The organism is Clostridium taeniosporum, assembly GCF_001735765.2.
Taxonomy (GTDB): domain Bacteria; phylum Bacillota; class Clostridia; order Clostridiales; family Clostridiaceae; genus Clostridium; species Clostridium taeniosporum.
Window position 1 is genome coordinate 1,601,175 of record NZ_CP017253.2, and the last position, 19,149, is coordinate 1,620,323.

Annotated in this window: 14 protein-coding genes, 1 tRNA gene, 2 pseudogenes and 1 riboswitch; of the genes and pseudogenes, 14 read left to right on the top strand and 3 right to left on the bottom strand. The window is 24.0% G+C overall.

Annotated elements, in window-relative coordinates; all coding sequences use genetic code 11:
* The first annotated feature begins 260 nt into the window (after positions 1-260).
* The 4 genes from BGI42_RS07460 to BGI42_RS07475 all read left to right on the top strand — a co-directional run bounded on the left by BGI42_RS07460 (position 261) and on the right by BGI42_RS07475 (position 7,310).
* Positions 261-968, top strand: coding sequence for a response regulator transcription factor (locus BGI42_RS07460; protein WP_069679722.1), 708 nt, complete (start codon positions 261-263; stop codon positions 966-968).
* Positions 952-3,117: a sensor histidine kinase gene (locus BGI42_RS07465; protein ID WP_069679723.1), complete on the top strand. Its 2,166-nt coding sequence runs from the start codon at positions 952-954 to the stop codon at positions 3,115-3,117. Before BGI42_RS07460 ends, BGI42_RS07465 begins: the two co-directional genes overlap by 17 nt.
* A gap of 298 nt (positions 3,118-3,415) precedes the next feature.
* Complete coding sequence (locus tag BGI42_RS07470; protein WP_069679724.1) at positions 3,416-5,215, top strand: heme NO-binding domain-containing protein; 1,800 nt, start codon at positions 3,416-3,418, stop codon at positions 5,213-5,215.
* A 394-nt stretch (positions 5,216-5,609) separates the two neighbouring features.
* Positions 5,610-5,753: riboswitch (SAM riboswitch) on the top strand.
* A gap of 249 nt (positions 5,754-6,002) precedes the next feature.
* Positions 6,003-7,310, top strand: coding sequence for a Na+/H+ antiporter NhaC family protein (locus BGI42_RS07475; RefSeq protein WP_069679725.1), 1,308 nt, complete (start codon positions 6,003-6,005; stop codon positions 7,308-7,310).
* 167 nt (positions 7,311-7,477) lie between these two features.
* Here BGI42_RS07475 and BGI42_RS07480 read toward each other — a convergent pair whose 3' ends face one another.
* Positions 7,478-9,088, bottom strand: coding sequence for an IS1182 family transposase (locus tag BGI42_RS07480; protein WP_069679726.1), 1,611 nt, complete (start codon positions 9,086-9,088; stop codon positions 7,478-7,480).
* A 439-nt stretch (positions 9,089-9,527) separates the two neighbouring features.
* Here BGI42_RS07480 and BGI42_RS07485 point away from each other — a divergent pair.
* Both BGI42_RS07485 and BGI42_RS07490 read left to right on the top strand, forming a co-directional pair.
* Positions 9,528-10,967 (top strand): annotated as a pseudogene (locus BGI42_RS07485) (lipase family alpha/beta hydrolase).
* A 143-nt stretch (positions 10,968-11,110) separates the two neighbouring features.
* Complete coding sequence (locus BGI42_RS07490; protein ID WP_069679727.1) at positions 11,111-11,602, top strand: GNAT family N-acetyltransferase; 492 nt, start codon at positions 11,111-11,113, stop codon at positions 11,600-11,602.
* A 134-nt stretch (positions 11,603-11,736) separates the two neighbouring features.
* Here BGI42_RS07490 and BGI42_RS07495 read toward each other — a convergent pair.
* A tRNA-Cys gene (locus BGI42_RS07495) sits at positions 11,737-11,808 on the bottom strand.
* A 543-nt stretch (positions 11,809-12,351) separates the two neighbouring features.
* Here BGI42_RS07495 and BGI42_RS07500 point away from each other — a divergent pair.
* Positions 12,352-12,861, top strand: a complete 510-nt coding sequence (locus BGI42_RS07500; protein ID WP_069679728.1) for an AAA family ATPase — start codon at positions 12,352-12,354, stop codon at positions 12,859-12,861.
* 84 nt (positions 12,862-12,945) lie between these two features.
* Complete coding sequence (locus BGI42_RS07505) at positions 12,946-13,707, top strand: YdcF family protein (protein ID WP_069679729.1); 762 nt, start codon at positions 12,946-12,948, stop codon at positions 13,705-13,707.
* Between the two features lie 87 nt (positions 13,708-13,794).
* Here BGI42_RS07505 and BGI42_RS07510 read toward each other — a convergent pair whose 3' ends face one another.
* Positions 13,795-14,157, bottom strand: a complete 363-nt coding sequence (locus tag BGI42_RS07510; RefSeq protein ID WP_069679730.1) for a YccF domain-containing protein — start codon at positions 14,155-14,157, stop codon at positions 13,795-13,797.
* Between the two features lie 202 nt (positions 14,158-14,359).
* Here BGI42_RS07510 and BGI42_RS07515 point away from each other — a divergent pair.
* The 6 genes and pseudogenes from BGI42_RS07515 to BGI42_RS07540 all read left to right on the top strand — a co-directional run bounded on the left by BGI42_RS07515 (position 14,360) and on the right by BGI42_RS07540 (position 19,113).
* A pseudogene (locus BGI42_RS07515) lies at positions 14,360-14,541 on the top strand (hypothetical protein).
* Positions 14,542-14,683: 142 nt separating this feature from the next.
* Positions 14,684-15,232, top strand: a complete 549-nt coding sequence (locus BGI42_RS07520) for a hypothetical protein (RefSeq protein WP_069679731.1) — start codon at positions 14,684-14,686, stop codon at positions 15,230-15,232.
* A gap of 327 nt (positions 15,233-15,559) precedes the next feature.
* Positions 15,560-16,174 (top strand): superoxide dismutase, encoded by a 615-nt coding sequence (locus BGI42_RS07525; protein ID WP_069679732.1) that lies wholly within the window; start codon positions 15,560-15,562, stop codon positions 16,172-16,174.
* A 232-nt stretch (positions 16,175-16,406) separates the two neighbouring features.
* Positions 16,407-17,432, top strand: a complete 1,026-nt coding sequence (locus tag BGI42_RS07530; RefSeq protein WP_069679733.1) for a hypothetical protein — start codon at positions 16,407-16,409, stop codon at positions 17,430-17,432.
* A 15-nt stretch (positions 17,433-17,447) separates the two neighbouring features.
* Positions 17,448-18,335, top strand: coding sequence for an ABC transporter ATP-binding protein (locus BGI42_RS07535; RefSeq protein ID WP_069679734.1), 888 nt, complete (start codon positions 17,448-17,450; stop codon positions 18,333-18,335).
* Between the two features lie 4 nt (positions 18,336-18,339).
* Positions 18,340-19,113 carry an ABC transporter permease gene (locus BGI42_RS07540; protein WP_069679735.1) on the top strand — a complete coding sequence of 258 codons (774 nt, stop codon included), beginning with the start codon at positions 18,340-18,342 and terminating at the stop codon, positions 19,111-19,113.
* Positions 19,114-19,149 lie beyond the last annotated feature (36 nt).

Sequence of the window (19,149 nt, forward strand, 5' to 3'; positions counted from 1 at the left end):
AGTGTAAATGCATAGTGTGTTATTGGTACATACTATGCATTTAATTTATTTTATGTTTTTAAATAATTTTTAATTTTCTTTAGACAATCTTTAGTTTTTATAGAAGATTGTCTTTATTTATTAAATATATAATTTAGTTGTAAGGTTGAAAGCGAGGTGTGCTTATGAATGATTAAAATCATAAAGATAAAAGAATATTTTGTATCTTATGCTATCATATAATTGCAATGATTTTTTATGTAAAGGTGAGGATTAATATTATGAATTTATACAATGTTTTAATAGTTGAAGATGAAAAAGAAATATGTGATGCAATTGCAATATATTTAAATAACCAAGGATACAATGTTTTTAAAGCTCAAAATGGAATTGAGGGTTTAGATATAATAAATAATGAAACAATTCATTTAGCTATAGTAGATATAATGATGCCTAAGATGGATGGAATTAAAATGACAATGAAACTTAGAGAAAATTTTGATTTTCCTGTTATAATGTTATCTGCTAAATCAGAGGAAATGGACAAGATAATGGGTCTTAATATTGGAGCTGATGATTATATTACTAAACCATTTAACCCTATGGAGTTACTGGCAAGGGTTAATTCTCAACTTAGAAGATATTCTAAATATTTAAATGTAATAAATGATTTAGAAGAAAAGAGTACTAAATTTATAATAGATGGTTTAGAGTTAAATGCAGAAACAAAAGAAGTACTTGTTGATGAAGAACCAGTAAAATTAACACCTATAGAATTTAAAATATTACATTTATTAATTAAAAGTCCTGGAAGAGTATTTTCAGCAGATGAAATATATGAAAAAGTATGGAATGAAAATGCAGTAAATACTGATACTGTTATGGTACATGTAAGAAATATAAGAGAAAAAATAGAAATTGACCCGAAAAATCCAAAGTATTTGAGGGTCGTATGGGGAGTTGGGTATAAAATTGAAAAGTATAAATAGAAATCCGTATTTTATAAATATAATTACAATCTTAATATTAGTAATGACATCAATTGGAATAATTAGTTTTTATCCTAAAATGGGAGATTTAGCGCAAAATACAAAGGTTTCTTCACCTTATGAAGACTATAATCTTTTACGCGAGATTCATAATAGTAGCTATGTTTTATATAAAGATCTTTTAGAAAAAGAACAAGGTAATAACTTGAAATTTTCAAATGTTTATATACAAGATATAAATAGTAATCCAGAAGAATATAAGGATGATATAGTACAAAAGAATCATATAGAGAATATAGAAAGTCATGTTAATTCTGAAATTGGAGTTTGGGAAGAAAATTTATCAAGAAATTTTAAAAATCTTGATTATTTGGTAAGTAATAAAAATGGAGATATAATAAAAACAAATAATGAAAATCCATTACAAGAGTTGGTATCGCAGAGCAATTCAGAGGAATTGAAAAAATTACAAGACATTTATGCATTTTATATGGTTGCACAATTTAATGAAGAAGGAAATATTAGAATAAATACAGTTTATGGTGCAGATGAATTTAATGTACGAAATAACTTTATAGATTCTGGTTTTAGAAACTTAATTAATACTTATGATGATACAGTTAAATTCAATAAAATAAAAGATACTACTTTTATTTATGCTATACCTAAAGAGTTAAAATATAATGATGAAATAAGCAGAACCATAGAAGATTCCAATATTAATATAAATAGTGATGCAATAATTTCAATTACTTTAATAATATTATGTACAATATTAATATTATCGTTATTAGTTCCATATAAAAAAGGTAAAGAGATACTTGGAATTAAGTATATATTTAGAATCCCATTTGAAATTCTTGTATTTATATTTGGATGGGCAGCCATAATGTGTGGTATATCATCTTGTTCATCAATATTGCATACTTTAGAGGGTGATTTTGGAAAGACATGGGTTGGATTTGGTATAAATTCTGATTTTGATTGGATATTAGCAAGTGGTATAAATACAATTATGTGGAGTTTAATAATATATGCTATATTAGCAGGTGTTATGTTTTTAAAACATATATTTAAAACTGGATTTACTAAATATTTAAAAGAAAATTTACTTATTATAAAAATATTTAAGAGAGTAATTGATTATACTAAAAATATTGATTTAACTGATAAGTCTAATAAATTTATTATTAAAATATTAGCTGTGAATTTTATAGTTCTTATGTTTATTTGTATTATATGGATTTTTGGAATACTGGCATCCATTGTATATACAGTGGTGTTATTTGTAATTTTAAGAAAATATTTTAATGATATTAGAGAAAAATATGAAATACTTCTTAATGCTACAAATGAAATTGCAAAAGGAAACTTAGATGTCAAGATAAATAAAGATTTAGGTTTATTTAATCCTTTTAAAGAGGAAATAGAAAAAATTCAACAAGGATTTAAGAAGGCAGTTGATGAAGAAGTAAAAAGCCAAAAGATGAAAACAGAACTTATTTCAAATGTATCTCATGATTTAAAAACTCCACTTACATCAATAATAACTTATGTTGATTTGTTAAAAGATGAAAGTATAAGTGAAGAAGATCGCAAATCATATGTAAATACAATAGATAAAAAATCTCAGAGATTAAAGTTTTTAATAGAAGACTTATTTGAAGTAAGTAAAGCAACAAGTGGAAATGTTAAACTTAATCTTGTTAATGTTGATATAGTTGAACTTATGAGACAAACTCAAATTGAGTTGAATGATAAAATAGAAGATTCTGGTTTGATCTTAAAAAATAATTTTTCAAAAAATAAAATTATATTAAATTTAGATAGTCAGAAGACATTTAGAATATTTGAGAATCTAATAAACAATATAATTAAGTATGCAATGAAAAATTCAAGAGTTTATATTGATATTTTAGAAGAAGATAGTTATGTAAAAATAATACTAAAAAATATATCTGAAGTTGAAATAGATTTTAATCCAGATGAAATTGTTGAAAGGTTTGCTAGAGGAGATTTATCACGTAATACAGAAGGATCGGGATTAGGTCTTGCTATTTCAAAGAGTTTTGTAGAACTTCAAGGTGGAACTTTTAAAATAGAAGTAGATGGAGATCTTTTTAAAGTTATAATTGAATTTAAAATATAAATATTAATTAAAATGATTTTCTAAAAAATAACCTATGAGAAATAATTTCTTTTTCATAGGTTATTTTTTTAGAAAAATTATAAGTATTTATGGCGATAAAATAAAATGTAATTCTAATATAATATAGAAATTAATAAAATAGATGTTTATAAAGTTATAATACATCTTTATAAACAAATTACAAGGATTTAATTTTTTATAAAGATGTATTATTATATAATTAAGAGGTATAATTAAAAGGAATTATAATTAAATAATAATAATTATTTTAAAAAGTAAAAAAAGGAGGTATATATTCATGAAGGGAACAGTTGTATCAACATGGATGACAACAAATAGAAAGCTATTTGGAGATTTAATTGTTGATAAAGCCATGGATTATGTTGGCTGGGGAAGAGGTAAAATATTTTCTCCAATTGAAAATATTGATGATAATGAAGTAAAAAAGATAATGTCATATATAGCCAAAGAACAAAATATGGATGTTGGAATGTTATGGAGAAAAATAGGACAAGATAATATAAAATCTTTTAGTAAAGATTATCCAGCGTTTTTTAGACACGATAATTTATATTCATTTTTAAAATCTATGTTTGATGTTCATGTAGTAATGACAAAAAAGTTTAAGGGAGCAAAACCCCCGTTAGTTTTAATTGAACCAATATCAAATAAAGAAGCTATATTTAGTTATAATTCTTCTAGAGGTATGTTTGACTATTTTCTTGGAATGTTGGATGGAGCATGTGAGTATTTTAATGAAAAAGTGGAGAAAAAAGAATTATCAAGGACAAGTACAGAATTAAAGGTTAAACTTATTTTTGAAAAAAATATATACTACAATAAAAAATATTTTTTTAATAATGTACTTTCCTTTGGATTTATTAAAAATTTTGGTGTAAAAGCAGGGATATTTACATTTTTAATTTCAGCAATAGTTATGATACCTATGTTAGGAATAGATAATATATTTAAATCTTTGATTGGAAGTTTTATATCTGGTATTGGGACATTTTGTGGAATTTCACTGATGATGTCTCCTGTTAATTCTATAAAAGAAGAGATTAATAGAATTATAAATAACCAATATAATTTGGACGGACAAATTACAACAAAGGATTTTTTTGAAGATATATATAATTTACTTAAAAATCATAAAGAAGTTATACAAGCAGATTTTGTTGGATTTAAAGGTGTAACAGATGAAATGAACACTTTTGTAAATAATATAAATACAATTTCTGATTCAATGAATCATACTTCTACTGAAATAGGAGGAGTTGTTGAACAAGTTGCAAATGGTGCTGTTATGCAAGCACAAAATACAGATAATGCAGTACAAGCGCTTAATGAAAATATTCAATCATTAAAAAATATAGTAGAGAAAGAAAATACAAACAAGTTACAACTTGAGGATGCAGTGGAAAAGATAAATAATAGTTATGAAAATGTAGATAATACTAGTGAAAATATATTAAAATCTTTAGATACATTTAATGAAGTTAAGGATAAGAGCACACGTCTTGAAGGAAAGGCAAAAGATATAACAAGTATAGTTTCTATAGTTTCTGGAATATCTGAACAAACTAATTTACTTGCTTTAAATGCATCTATTGAGGCAGCTAGAGCTGGAGAACAAGGAAAAGGTTTTGCTGTCGTAGCTGAATCAATAAGAAAATTAGCAGAACAATCAAAAGATGCAGTACAAGAAATAAATTCGAATTTAAAGCAATTTGTAGAAGAAATAAAATCTTTAGTAGACGATATAGAAATACAATATGATTTGTTAGAAAAGCAAACAGATAGTTTAGGTGTTGTTAGAAATATAAGTTTTGAAGCTAATAAATCTGTACAAAATGTAGCCACATCAATGATAGAGACAATAAATAAATTGAATACTGAAGCAGATTCTATATCAAAAGTGTATGATAGTATAGAATCATTAGCAGCTATTGCTCAAGAAAATTCAGCATCTTCAGAAGAAGTAAGTGCTAATGTAATAAATTACACTAATGAAATTAAGAAACTTATAGATAATATACATGATTTTAAAGGAATTACTGAGACATTTAAGAATGATTTAGAAAAATATAAAATTTAATAAACATAGATTGATTAAAAATATTCTCCATTATAATAAGGAATTAGTTTTATTTTTTAAATTTAGTTATTATAATGGAGAATTTATTATTGTATAAATACCTTATTATAATAAACGTTAATGCAACATACCTTTAATTTCAAAATCACAAAATATACAAATAAAAACAAAAATTAAAATAACACAAAAAATGATGAATAAAAAAATTTTAAAGTTGATATAATTAATGTAAATATTAAAATTTTAAAATTGTTAGAAAAATACAATATTTTTTCATAAAAACACTTTAAATTTAATAATAATATATAAAATTATAAATTAAATAATAGTTTTATTAATATTTAGTATTGACATATAATCATTATATTGTTAAAATTATAATTGAAAAAAAGAATACTTATCAAGAGTGGTGGAGGGACTGGCCCTATGAAGCCCAGCAACCTACTTTTAAGGTTAATTAATGTGTAAATGCACAAAGTTTACTTTAAATGTGTGGTGCCAAATCCCGTTAGATAAGAAGTCTAATATAGTATGAGAATATTTAAAGCTTCACTATTGGGTGGAAGCTTTTATTTTTTTATTCTTTTATAATAAATTAAAATTTTGGATAACTTAAATAAATAATAGAAATTATAATTTAAACAAAAAAATTGTACAAGAATAAAAAATAATATATTCAGTTGATGGATTTATATATGTAGAAATTCTATATAAATCTAAATCTCCATCTATTGCCTAAGGATTTCTTTTATCAAAAGTTTCAAATGACAAAAGGAGGAAATAGTTTATGAAGAAAAAAGCAAGTATAAAATCTTTATTACCATTATTAGTATTTTTAATAGTATATGTAGGAGTATCAATACTCGCAGGTGATATGTATGCTGTATCTGTAATTATTCCATTTTCAGCAGCATCAGTAGTTGCTTTAGCTATGAATAGAGAAAAAAAATTAAATGAAAAATTGGAGATATTTTGTAAAGGGTCAGGACACAGCAATGTAATATTGATGATATTAATATTCATATTGGCAGGAGCATTTGCCCAAGTAGCTAAGGATATGGGAGCAGTAGATTCTACTGTAAATCTAGGTCTATCAATTTTACCAACTAATTTATTAACAGTAGGTTTATTTTTAATAGCATGTTTTATAGCACTTTCTGTTGGAACTTCAATGGGAACAATAGTCGCATTAGTACCAATTGCTGTTGGTATAGCAGATAAAACAGGCGTATTAGTTGCCTTATCGGTTGGTGCAGTAGTTAGTGGAGCTATGTTTGGAGATAACTTATCAATAATTTCTGATACTACTATAGCAGCAACAAGAACTCAAGGTTGTGAAATGAGAGATAAGTTTAAAATGAACTTTAAAATAGTGGTTCCTGCTGCAATATTAACAGCAATAATATTTGGAATATTAACAAGAAATGCTGCTACAGCAGGTGTAGAAGAATTACAGTATAGTTTAGCAAAAATAATTCCATATATTGTAGTAATAGCATCAGCGTTAATAGGATTAAATGTTGTGGTAGTTTTATTTGTAGGAATAATAATTGCTGCAGTTATTGGATTTATTTATGGTAGTTTTGATGTGGTTGGATTATGTAGTTCAATATCTACTGGAATATCAGGAATGAGTGAATTAATAATTATATCATTATTAATAGCAGGAACAATTGCTTTAATTAAAGAAAATGGTGGAATTGAGTATATATTAAATAAAGGATTAAAAAGATTTAAGAATAAAAGAAATGCAGAACTTGGAATAGCAACTTTAGTAAGTTTAGTTGATGTATGTACTGCTAACAATACTATAGCAATAGTAACAGTTGGTCCAATAGCTAAAAATATTTCTGATGAATTTGATTTAGAACCAAAAAGAGTTGCAGGAATAATGGATATGTTTTCTTGTGTATTCCAAGGAATAATTCCATATGGAGCTCAATTAATTTCAGCAGCTGGATTAGCAGCAATATCACCTTTTGCTATAATGCAATATTTATTTTACCCTTATTTAATGGGCATATGTGCTTTAATATCAATATTTATATATCATAGCAACAAGATGCAAAAATTAAGATCTAAAAAAGCAGCATAAATAAATAGAGATGGGGCTGTTGCGAAATGGTTAAATTTTAATCATGAGCGACGCTCCTTTTCGATTTAAATCAATAAATCTCCCAATAATTAAAAGAGGATATAAATTATTGGGAGATTTTTTAATTTTGAACGCACTTAAATAAGCCTACTTAATATATTCCATAATTAGGCAGAGATTTTTAATTCATGAAGATGATTTTGAGTTCTTTCATTTTGGATTTTAGAATGTAATTTATTAATATTAAAACCAAAACAAAGCAAAATAAATTCCGTTTTAACGCTATTTTTTCCACGTGTTAAAAATCTATTGAATTCATAGTCACTTTTTAAAACTCCAAATGCTCCTTCGACCTGAATAGATCTATTCATTCTTAGTTTAGCACCTTTTTCAGTAGTAATATTTTTATAAGATACTTCACGCTTTTCTATAAAAGTTTTTGAAACTTGCATCTTTCTATTTGCTTTCGCTTTCGTACATTTTGCTTTGTAAGAGCAGTTATCACAACTTTCACATTCATATACAGTAACTTCGGCTTCATATCCACTTGCAAACTTTCTATGAATAATTGAAAAAGGTTTTAATTTCGTGCCATTATGACAAGTATAAGTATCTGTTTCTGAATTATATTGCATATTTTCACGTTTGCTTATATCATTTTTAAAACTTCTCTTTTTCCACTTTTCATAAGTTTGTGGTTTTATATATGGGATTTGATTATTACTTTCTAAAAACAAATAATTTTCTTCACTTTCATACCCTGAATCTGCAATTACATTGAGATGTTTACGTCCCAGCTTTTCCTGCATATTGTTCAGCATAGGTATTAGTGTTGCTATATCATTTCTATCTTGAAATATTCCGACACCGGTCACGTATTCACTTTCAACAGCTATTTGTACATTATAACCAGGTTTTAATTGACCATTTCTCATATGATCATCTTTCATATGCATGAAAGTTGCGTCAGTATCGGTTTTAGAATAACTATTTCTTTTTGATAATATTTCCTTGCTTGAATCATATTTTTCTTGTCTTTGCTTGTATTCAATCAATTGTTCTGTCCACTTTTGAATCTTACTTTTTCTTTTTCCAATTCCATGAACAAATTCTATGTTTCTATTTTGTTTTTCTAATGAAAGCCAGTCAAGAATTGCATCAATATTTTCTATCAATGTTTCTTTTCCTATAATAAAGTCTTTTAGCTCTTCAACATTGACATCTTCGATAAGTGCAACTATTTTATCAAACATTTTTTCTTCATTTTTATAAATTGATTTCTTCCAAACAAAAGTATAACGATTAGCATTCGCTTCGATTTTAGTACCATCTATAAATACATTTTCAAATAATATTTCCTTTTGCTCTGCTAAATATTTAGCTTGCTGATAAAATAAATCTTCAATTACCTCATTTGAAAGATAATCTTTACGAAATCTACTAATTGTAGCATGATCAGGTGCTTTATAGCTTTGAAGCAACCACTTGAAGTTTATATCTCTTTTGCATGCCTTTTCTATTTTTCTGCTTGAATAAATATTTTGAGAATAAGCATAAGATAATATTTTGAACATGATTTTAGGTTCCACTGCCGGTTTTCTTCCAACGGAAGAGTACGCCTTATACAACTTTGTGTAATTTAATCCCTCCAATACATGGCTTAGCAAGCGGACAGAATCATCTTCTGGTATTAAGTTTTCTAAATTTAATGGTAATATAAGTTGAAAATTATCATTAAATTTATTATAATTTTTAATGTATGATTTGTTTATTAGCATAAGTTAATTATACAACTAATGTGAGTTCTTCGGAATTCACATTTTTTTATTTTCATAAAAAAATGAGCCGCTACAAAACTAACTATGTTAGTTTTGCATCAGCCCCATTTTATTTAACTCAAAAGTAAGTTTGGTAATAATATGTTATAATTAACTTATAATGTATTAAGAATCAAGAATAATAATTTTCATTAGTAGTACGTTAATATGTTTTATTTCAAAGAGTACTTTACGAATGAATTAACTTTTTTATTCTTATTAATGATAGTATTTTTAATTTATTTGTTAGATATGATTATTTAAATACAAAATGAAATTCTACAAATGAATAAAAAAATACTTATAGAAGATAAAAATATTGAACAATTTAAATTCATAGAATTTATATAATTGAAGCTAAAGAATTTATTGATTCATTAAATAAGGATAGGTTTTAAAAATGACAGGATCAGCTATAACTTTTATTATAACAATTATATTAATTAGTATTATTTATATAGATAAAAAAATGTTTTTACTAAATAGAAACTTTATTAGTATATATTTAATTTTTGCTCCACATATTGTTTTGATATGGTATTTTTTTTGTACTCAAACTAAAATTGGACAGGCAAATAGTCTATATAAATGTTTAATTTTAACTGAAATATTAATTATTATTTTTTATATTTGGATGAAATTAAATATAGTTACAAATATAAAAAGGGAAATAGTAAATACTAGACTAAAAATAATGATAGATGGACGTAGTCTTATACTTTATGGATTATATCTTATAGTAATTCAAAGTATATTATACATAACTATATATAAAACAACATTTAAAGAATTTATTCCTAAAAATATTTTTATAATAGATATTATTATTACTGGAATATGTATTATTCTATTAATTACAAATGGAATTTTACGAATCTTGTGTACTTCAAAAAGGTTAAACATAATAAAAAGACTTATAATAGCTTTTTGGATTTGGATTCCTATTATAAATATTTTTATATTGCTTTATGCTTGTAGTGTTTCAAAAAACGAATATGATCATGAATGCTATAAAGTAATTAGAAATGATATACGTGTTAATTCAAACATATGTAAAACTAAATATCCACTCGTATTGGTTCATGGAGTTGGATTTAGAGATTTAAAATATATTAATTATTGGGGGAGAATACCTAAAGAATTAATTCGAAATGGAGCACTAATATATTATGGAAATTAAGAAGCATGGGGAACTGTATCATACAATGCACAAGATATTAAAAATAAGATTCTTAAAATTGTAAAAGATACAGGTTGTGAGAAAGTAAATATTATTGCACATTCAAAAGGTGGACTAGATGCTCGTTATATGATTAGTAAATTAAATATGGGAGAGTATGTTGCATCATTAACAATGATTTCATCACCACATAGAGGATGTAAATTTGTAGATATAGCATGTAAAATACCAGATAACATTTATAAATTTATTGCAAAATATTTTGATAAATATTATAGAATTTTAGGCGATAAAAATCCGGATTTTTATACAGCAAGTAAACAATTTTCAACTTATCATAGTGAAAAATTTAATAAAGAAGTTAAAGATGATGACAATGTTTATTATCAAAGTTATGCAAGTGTAGTAAGAAATATATTTAGTGATTATGTAGTTACAATTCCATATATTATAGTAAAGTTAACAGAAGGTGAAAATGATGGGTTAGTAGCAATAAATTCTGCTAAATGGGGTGAATTTAAAGGCGTATTAAAAAATAAGTATAGACGTGGAATTTCTCATGGAGATATTATAGATTTAAGGAGAGATGATTATAAAGGATTTGATGTTATAGAAAAATATATAGAAATAGTATCAGATCTTAAAAAGAAAGGATTTTAATTAAATAGAAAACAGTATATCATATGCTTATATATATGTAAAAGCTAAAAATCATAAAAAGTATATTATGATATAATGGTAATATGTTGTAAATTTAAAATGTTTTTTTATATACAATAAAAATAATTAAAAGGAATATAAAAATGAAACGATTAGAAAGTAAACGAATGGTTTTGAGACCTTGGAGAATAGAAGATTTAGATGATTTACATCAATGTACATCAGATGAACAGGTAGCAAAATTTGCAGGATTTAATGTTAGACAAACTAAAAAAGAAACATTAAAGATTTTAAAGCAATTTATAGGTGATTCCTTAAAATCATTATGGGCAATTGAATTGAAAAAAGACAAAAAGGATATTGGATGGATTGAATTATATAATCAGTCTAATGATTTAAATATGAATTCAAAAGAATTGGGTTTTGTTTTATCACAAGAATATTGGGGAAAAGGACTAATGACAGAAGCAGTAAAGTTAGTTCTTAATTATGTTTTTAATATAAAAAAAGTAAATTCTATTATATGTTCTCATTTTCTTAAAAATATTAGATCAAGAAATGTTATTACAAAATGTGGATTTAAATTTATTATTAATGATTCCAGTAAATGCTATTATTATTTAAGCAAAAATTGAAAGAAAAAATAAATGGTTAATTATTAGTATAGGATATAAAAATAGAATAAATTTATTTGAAATTTAATAGATCAATAAAAATAAAAGCTAATAAACAAGGGCAATATCCCAAGTTTATTAGCTTTCTTTGTTAGAGGCACCACCCAGATTTGAACTGGGGAATAAAGGTTTTGCAGACCTCTGCCTTACCGCTTGGCTATGGTGCCATATGATTTGATTTTTTATTATTTAGGAAATCATATTGTTATGAGATATATGGATAACTTATAAAATACTGTATTTTAAAGATTTTATGAGTACCTCTAAAAAAATAAAATATATTCGCCTGCCAGATTTTTCTCACATACGTTCGAAAAGGCAGATGCGTAAAAAAATCGACGCTCCACAGTGCCCCTGGGGATTTTTTTGTAAACACATTAATAATATATGAAGAATTTAAAATTTGTGTTACTTATAATATGGAAATTTTAGTTTTATTACCTTAAAATATAATTTATATTCTATGATGATTTTAGATTTAAACGGTATTTTATAATTAATAATGATTAGAAAGTTAAATTATAGTATTATATAATTATTAGTTCTTAGTATAGAATATGATGAAAATATTGTATTAAGAACTAAATTTTAATTAAAAATAAAAAGAAATTATATAGTATAGTTTATATAAAAATTTTATTAATATTAAAGTTGTACTTATTAAATTATGAAATTAAATTTATTAAAAGATATTATAGATGAGGTAATAAATGATTAAGAAATTTATAATTATTAATGGAACAATGGGAGTAGGGAAGAGTACTATATGTGAAAATCTTTATAAAATTTTACCTAATTCAGCATGGCTTGATGGTGATTGGTGTGCTATGATTAATCCTTTTGTTACTAGTGATGAAAATAAAGATATTATTATAAATAATATTACACATATACTAAATAATTTTTTGAATAGTTCTTCAATAGAATATGTAATATTCAATTGGCTTATTGAAAGTGAAGATATTATGAATTTAATATTAGATAATATAAACAAAAAAAACTTTAAATTGTATAAAATCACATTAACATGTTCAACGGAAGAACTTATGAAAAGAGTGGGGAGAGATATTTTAGATGGTAAAAGAAATAGAGATTCATTAAATAGAAGTCTAGAAAGAGTATTTCTTTATGAAAAGATGGGTACTTTTAAAATAGATACAACTACATTAAAAGTAAATGAAGTAATAAATAATATAATACGTATAATTTCTAAGGAATAAAGAATTTAATATATTTGTAACTGATAACAAATAACATAATGATATAATAATACTATTGTTTAAAATTAATGGAGGTATTGTTGTATGAAAAATGTTTATGATATATTATTGGGATGTATTTTAATTATATATGTATTTATAGTAAATTTATTAAGTTCTTCAAGAATTGCATTTAGTTTACCTATTTTTATTTTAGGAATACTTTTTGTTATATATCATTTTATAAGACAGAGGTTTGCATTAAATAAATATTTTAAACAGTTTAATAAAGTTATGAAATTGTTTATTTGTTTAGGAATTATAGTATTTATATTTTTAGAGATTTTAATTATATCTTGTCCAAAAAGTAATAAAGAAAATACAGATTATATTTTGGTGTTAGGAGCAGGATTAAATAATGGAAATCAAATTAACTATATTTTAAAATCTAGACTAGATAGTGTATTAGAATGTGTAAATGAATTTAATAATCATGGATATATTGTAGTTTCAGGTGGTAAAGGAAATGATGAAAGAATTTCAGAAGCAGAAGCTATGAAAAGATACTTAGTAGAACAGGGAATACCTGAAGAAAAGATATTAATGGAGGATAAGTCAAAAAATACATTTGAAAATTTAAAGTTTTCTAAGAGAATAATTGAAAATCATAGCAAACAAAACATTGGAAATTTAAGTGTGAAAATAGTTACAACAGATTTTCATGGTTTTAGAAGTAATATTCTTGCTAAAAGAAATGGATATGATAAAGCTAATTTATATACAAATAAAACAATATATTACCTTATTCCAACATGTTATACTAGAGAGGCTTTTGCATTAGTAAAGAGCGTAATATTTGATAGATAAATGAGAAAGGTTAAAAAATATAAATAAATAGTTAATAGGCCATGTATAAATTCTACTTTTGTAAATGCATATACATGGCCTATTTTTTTATACTATTTTCTTACCAAAAGGCATTAAGGATAATTTAGCTAATTTTAAAGATTGAACTGCAAATGGTATTCCAACTATTGTAATACATAATAATAATGCACTTAAGAGATTTGAAATGCAAAGTGCTAATCCACCAAATATAATCCATAATATATTTAATATAAAACTTGTACCACTAGAATCAGTTTCCACAACATCTTTTCCAAAAGGGGCAAGTTGTAATCTAGCCATTTTAAAACATTGAAGACCAATAGGAATGCCTATTATAGTTATGCACCAAAAGATTCCTGTAAGAAACCAACCAACAGCATTAACAAATCCTCCAAAAATGAACCAGATAATATTACCTAAACAACTCATTAATAATACCTCAAATCTATTTAAATTTTTCACTAATATATTATACTAAAATTTTTTTAATAAAGTATATTTGATTTGTATTATTTAAGTTTAATTTAAGGTTTTGATTGCTGAAATTAATATATTGTTATATAAATTTGAAATTATTATAATATTTATATAAAATAAAATATGTAAAATTAAAATAAGGAGAAAGAACAATATGTTTACAAGGGATGAACTTTTAGTAATTGAAGATGCTTTAAAAATAGCTGATGATGAATACATAAAATTGCTTGACAAAAATAAAAATAATAAAAATATGATGGTATCTTACAATAGAAAACAAAAAAATTATGGCTTGTTCAAAATAAATTAAAAAAGATTTTACAAGATACTAAATAATAAAAAAATGTATAAAAAAGTAGATAACTTTTAAAATTATCTACTTTTTTTTGTTAAAAGTAATAAAATTTACAAATAACTATCTAAAAAAGTATATTATGGTATATAATAAAATTAATAAAAGGTTTAAGGGGTTGAAGATATGGGTGAAAAAATGAAAACGTATAAAAATAATTTTAAAAAAATAGATTTATCTGGAGAATTTTATGATGCAAGTTTAAAAGTTAAAGAACTATATGAAAATTCCTTGAAGCTACATGAATATATTGAAGAAGAACAGATTTCTTCGGAAAATATGTTTACATTAAATAATATTCTTAGTGGAATTGAAATAAGTAAAGAGGGAATTATAACAGGATGGAGTGAAATAAGTTGGAGCAAAGATATATTCAATAATATTAACAATATTATTGAATATATATTATTAATTAAAAATGATTTAAGTAAAGAATCTTGTTTTAGCTCAAAAGAAAACGTTTTAATAAAATTCTGTAATGATATTATAAGTGAATTTTGTAATAATCAAAATATATTTAGAGAATTAAATGAAAAATTAGAATTATGTTCTAAATGTTATATAAATGATTTAGATGGATTAATTTTTCAATTATGTAAAATGAGTAAAGAAGCAGCTAAAGAAAGCCTAGATATATTTAAAAAGTATAATTATAATGTAAACAAGCTTAAATAACAATTATATATGGATTGTGAATTTTATAAAATGTGTTTTAAGTATACTTTTTAATAGAATATATTAGTTTTTTAAAAGCTAGTATACTGTATTATTTTATCTTAAATTTATATTCAACTTTGGTAATGTTTATCTAAAATATAAATTGCCAAGATAATAAAATATTTAAATTATATAATATATAGGACATAACTATGTGTAAATTTTTCAATTGGTACTAATAAAATTTATAAATTAAATTCATTTAAATATTTAAATGCCATAAAAATAATATTAATTGTATATACTATATGTGATTAAAATATTTAAAACAAGGAGAGATATATTATGTTTAACAAAATTGAATTACCATATAATTATGAAGCTTTAGAACCATATATAGATAAGGAAACAATAAATATACATTATAATAAGCATCTACAAACTTATGTAAATAATTTAAATAAACTTTTGGAAGGACATGAAGATTTTGCAAAAGGAAAAACTTTAGGGAAAATATTATCAGATACAGAGTCTATACCTGAAGATATTAGACAAGGAGTTATAAATCAAGGTGGTGGAGTGTTTAATCATAATCTATATTTTTCAATTCTTTCACCAACACCTAAAAAAGCTCCTGAAGGAAAGTTACTAGATGAAATAAATGCAACTTTTGGTAATCTAGAAAATTTGAAACAGAATATAAGTAATGCTGCTATAGCACAATTTGGATCTGGATATGCTTTTTTAGTTAAAGATGAAAATGGAAAATTATCAGTAATAAGTATATTAAATCAAAATAGCCCTCTTAGCAATAATCTGATCCCTATATTATGTATAGATGTTTGGGAACATGCTTACTATTTAAAATATAAAAACTTAAGAGCTGATTATGTAAAGAATATTTGGAATGTAATTGATTGGGGAAAGGTAGAAGGGTTATATATGAATTATTCAATTTAATACACATATAATAAATTTTAATTTATTTAAAATACTTATAATTTGGAATGCTCATTAAATATCAAATTTGATATTTAATGAGCATTTTTTATTAAAATTGATTTTAAATTTAATATATAAATATTTATAAAATTATTTAAGGTTTATTTAAGATTAACAATGTTTTCATATAAGATTTAGATATTACTATATAGATATAGCCAAGATAACAACATAAATATGGAGGAGAAAAATGATAAACTGGGAATTTAAAAAATTAATTAAATCTAAAGGGATGATAATTTCATTAGTAATTTTAATTTTTACATTACTTATTTCATCTTTTATTAAACCAGTATTAGAAACTGAAAATTCTTATATAGATGAGCAGAAAGGTTATGTTCAAGATACTAGAGATAAATTGGAAATAGCTAATGAAAAATTTAATATGAAATTATCTGTTTTACAAGAGATAAGTAATGAAGAAAATAACGAAGATAAATTTTCAAAAGAAATTTCTTCTATAGCACAAGAAAAAATAAACAGTTTAAAAAGTAAAAAATATGAAGATATAAGTTTTTGGCAAATATTCAGCTATAGAGCAACTAATCCACTTATAAATGTAGCAATGCTTATCATTATAATGATAATTATATCTAATATTTATATTGATGAAATAATATCTTCAGTAAAAGATATTATACTTTCATCAAAAGAAAAGAAAAAAGTATTAAATTCTAAGATAATAATAGCATTTTTAGTACCAATAATAATTTATAGTTTGTACTTATTAGGCGTATTTATTATAACTTGCATTCAGCAAGGAACTCCAATTAATGGAAACTTAGAAGCTTTTAGAATAGTTAGTGATATATCAATATTAAAAGGAAATCCAACAATAATACATCATGTGTTAAATAACATTATAATAGCATTTTTAATGTTTGAAGGTTGGGCTATGGCATCTATGTTCTTTTCATTCATAAGTGTATCATCAATAAGTTCAATAAGTCTGTTTGGAGTATTTATTGTATTAGGTAAAGTAATAGCAACTTTGAAGTTTATGCCAGAAATGATACTTTCAGTATTTTCATATGGAAATTACTATGATTTAATATTTAGCTTTGATAGTTTAATTGGAAGCTATATAGGAGAAGTTAATTTCCTAGGAACTGAAATTGGTATTATAAGTTTAGTAAAAGTTATGTTAATAATGATTTTTGTAGTTACAACTATATTATGCTTTACAATAAGCAGAACAAAATACATTAATAGATAATTGGAGGAATAAATTATGAATAAATTAGAAATTAAAAATTTAACAAAGATATATGGTAGAAAAAGAGCAAATGATGGTATTACAGTTACTTTAGAAAATGGTGTTTATGGGTTATTAGGTCCTAATGGAGCTGGAAAAACAACTTTAATGAAACAAATAACTACTCTTATAAAACCTGATAAAGGTGAAAATTTATATAATGGTAAAGATATATTAAAAATGGATGATAAATATAGAGATATTATTGGATATCTTCCTCAAGAATTTGGAGTATATAATAATTTTACAGCAAAACAATTTTTACAATATGTTGGTGCTTTAAAAGGAATAAAGGGAAGAAGTTTAAATTCTAGAGTTGGTGAATTATTAGAGTTAGTAGGTCTTTATGATGTTAGAAACAAAGCAATAGGAAAATTTTCAGGTGGTATGAAAAGAAGAGTTGGAATAGCTCAAGTTTTATTAAATGATCCTAAAATAATAGTTTTAGATGAACCAACAGCTGGATTAGATCCACAAGAAAGAACTAGGTTTAGAAACTTAATTGCTAAAATATCAAGAGACAAAATAATAATACTTTCAACTCATATAATATCAGATATAGAATCTGTAGCAAAGGAAACTATAATGATTAAAAAAGGTAAACTTCTTATGAAAGGAACTCATAGAGAAATATTAGCAGACATGAATAATAAAGTCTACAATATAAGTGTTACTAATGACAGTGAGATTAATAGAATTCAAAGTAAATATAAAGTTGTAAGCATTCAAAGTGATGTTAATTCAACTATATTAAGAGTTGTTTCAGATACAACACCAAAGGAAATTAATGTAGAACCTACATCAGCTAGATTTGAAGATGTATATATGTTCTATTTTGATTTAGAAAACGCAAAAGAGGTGTAATATTATGATAAATTTAGTAAAAGCAGAATTAAGAAAAATTTTAGGTAAAAAAAGTATTCTAGTACTTTGGGCATTACTTTTAGGATTTGGTTTTATTTTAATTAGAAATTTTGATGTACTAGAAACTTATGCAGATATATTTTATAAAATAGAAGGGTCACTTCCTCTTATTGGTTTAATAATGTTTATAGCTATATCAGGAAATTATACTAAAGAGTATGAATCTAACATGGCTGATTTGATAAATACAACTAAAAATGGAAAAAAATACATAACAATAGCTAAAGCTATAGCGTCAGGAATAGCTTTATCATTAATAAATCTTTCATTTACATTATTTGTAGGATTAAGAGCATTTAAATTAGAAGAGTTTAAAAATTTAGATACGCCCATTAAAAACTTATGGTATTTTGGAAATAGTGGCTCAGAAATTACAGTATTACAAATGTATATAATAGTGGTTTTATCTGTTATAGTTGGATCATTTTTATTTGCACAAATTGGACTAACTTTATCATCTACATTTAAATCAGCAGTAATTCCATTTATATTAGGTGGAGCAATTATGGCAGTTCCATTTTTAATTCAAGCTTGGGTACCAAAATCAATACTTAATATTATTGCTTTAACACCTAATTGGGTTATGATGAGTCAATTAATGGTTAGATATCAAATTCCATGTACTTATAGAATTTTAGCAGTGATAATATCAATAGTATTAATAATTTTATTACCTTTAGTAGCATATAAAAATTTTACAAATAGTAAGAAATTTTAATTGAAAATACCTTTTATCTTATCTACTATTAATGTA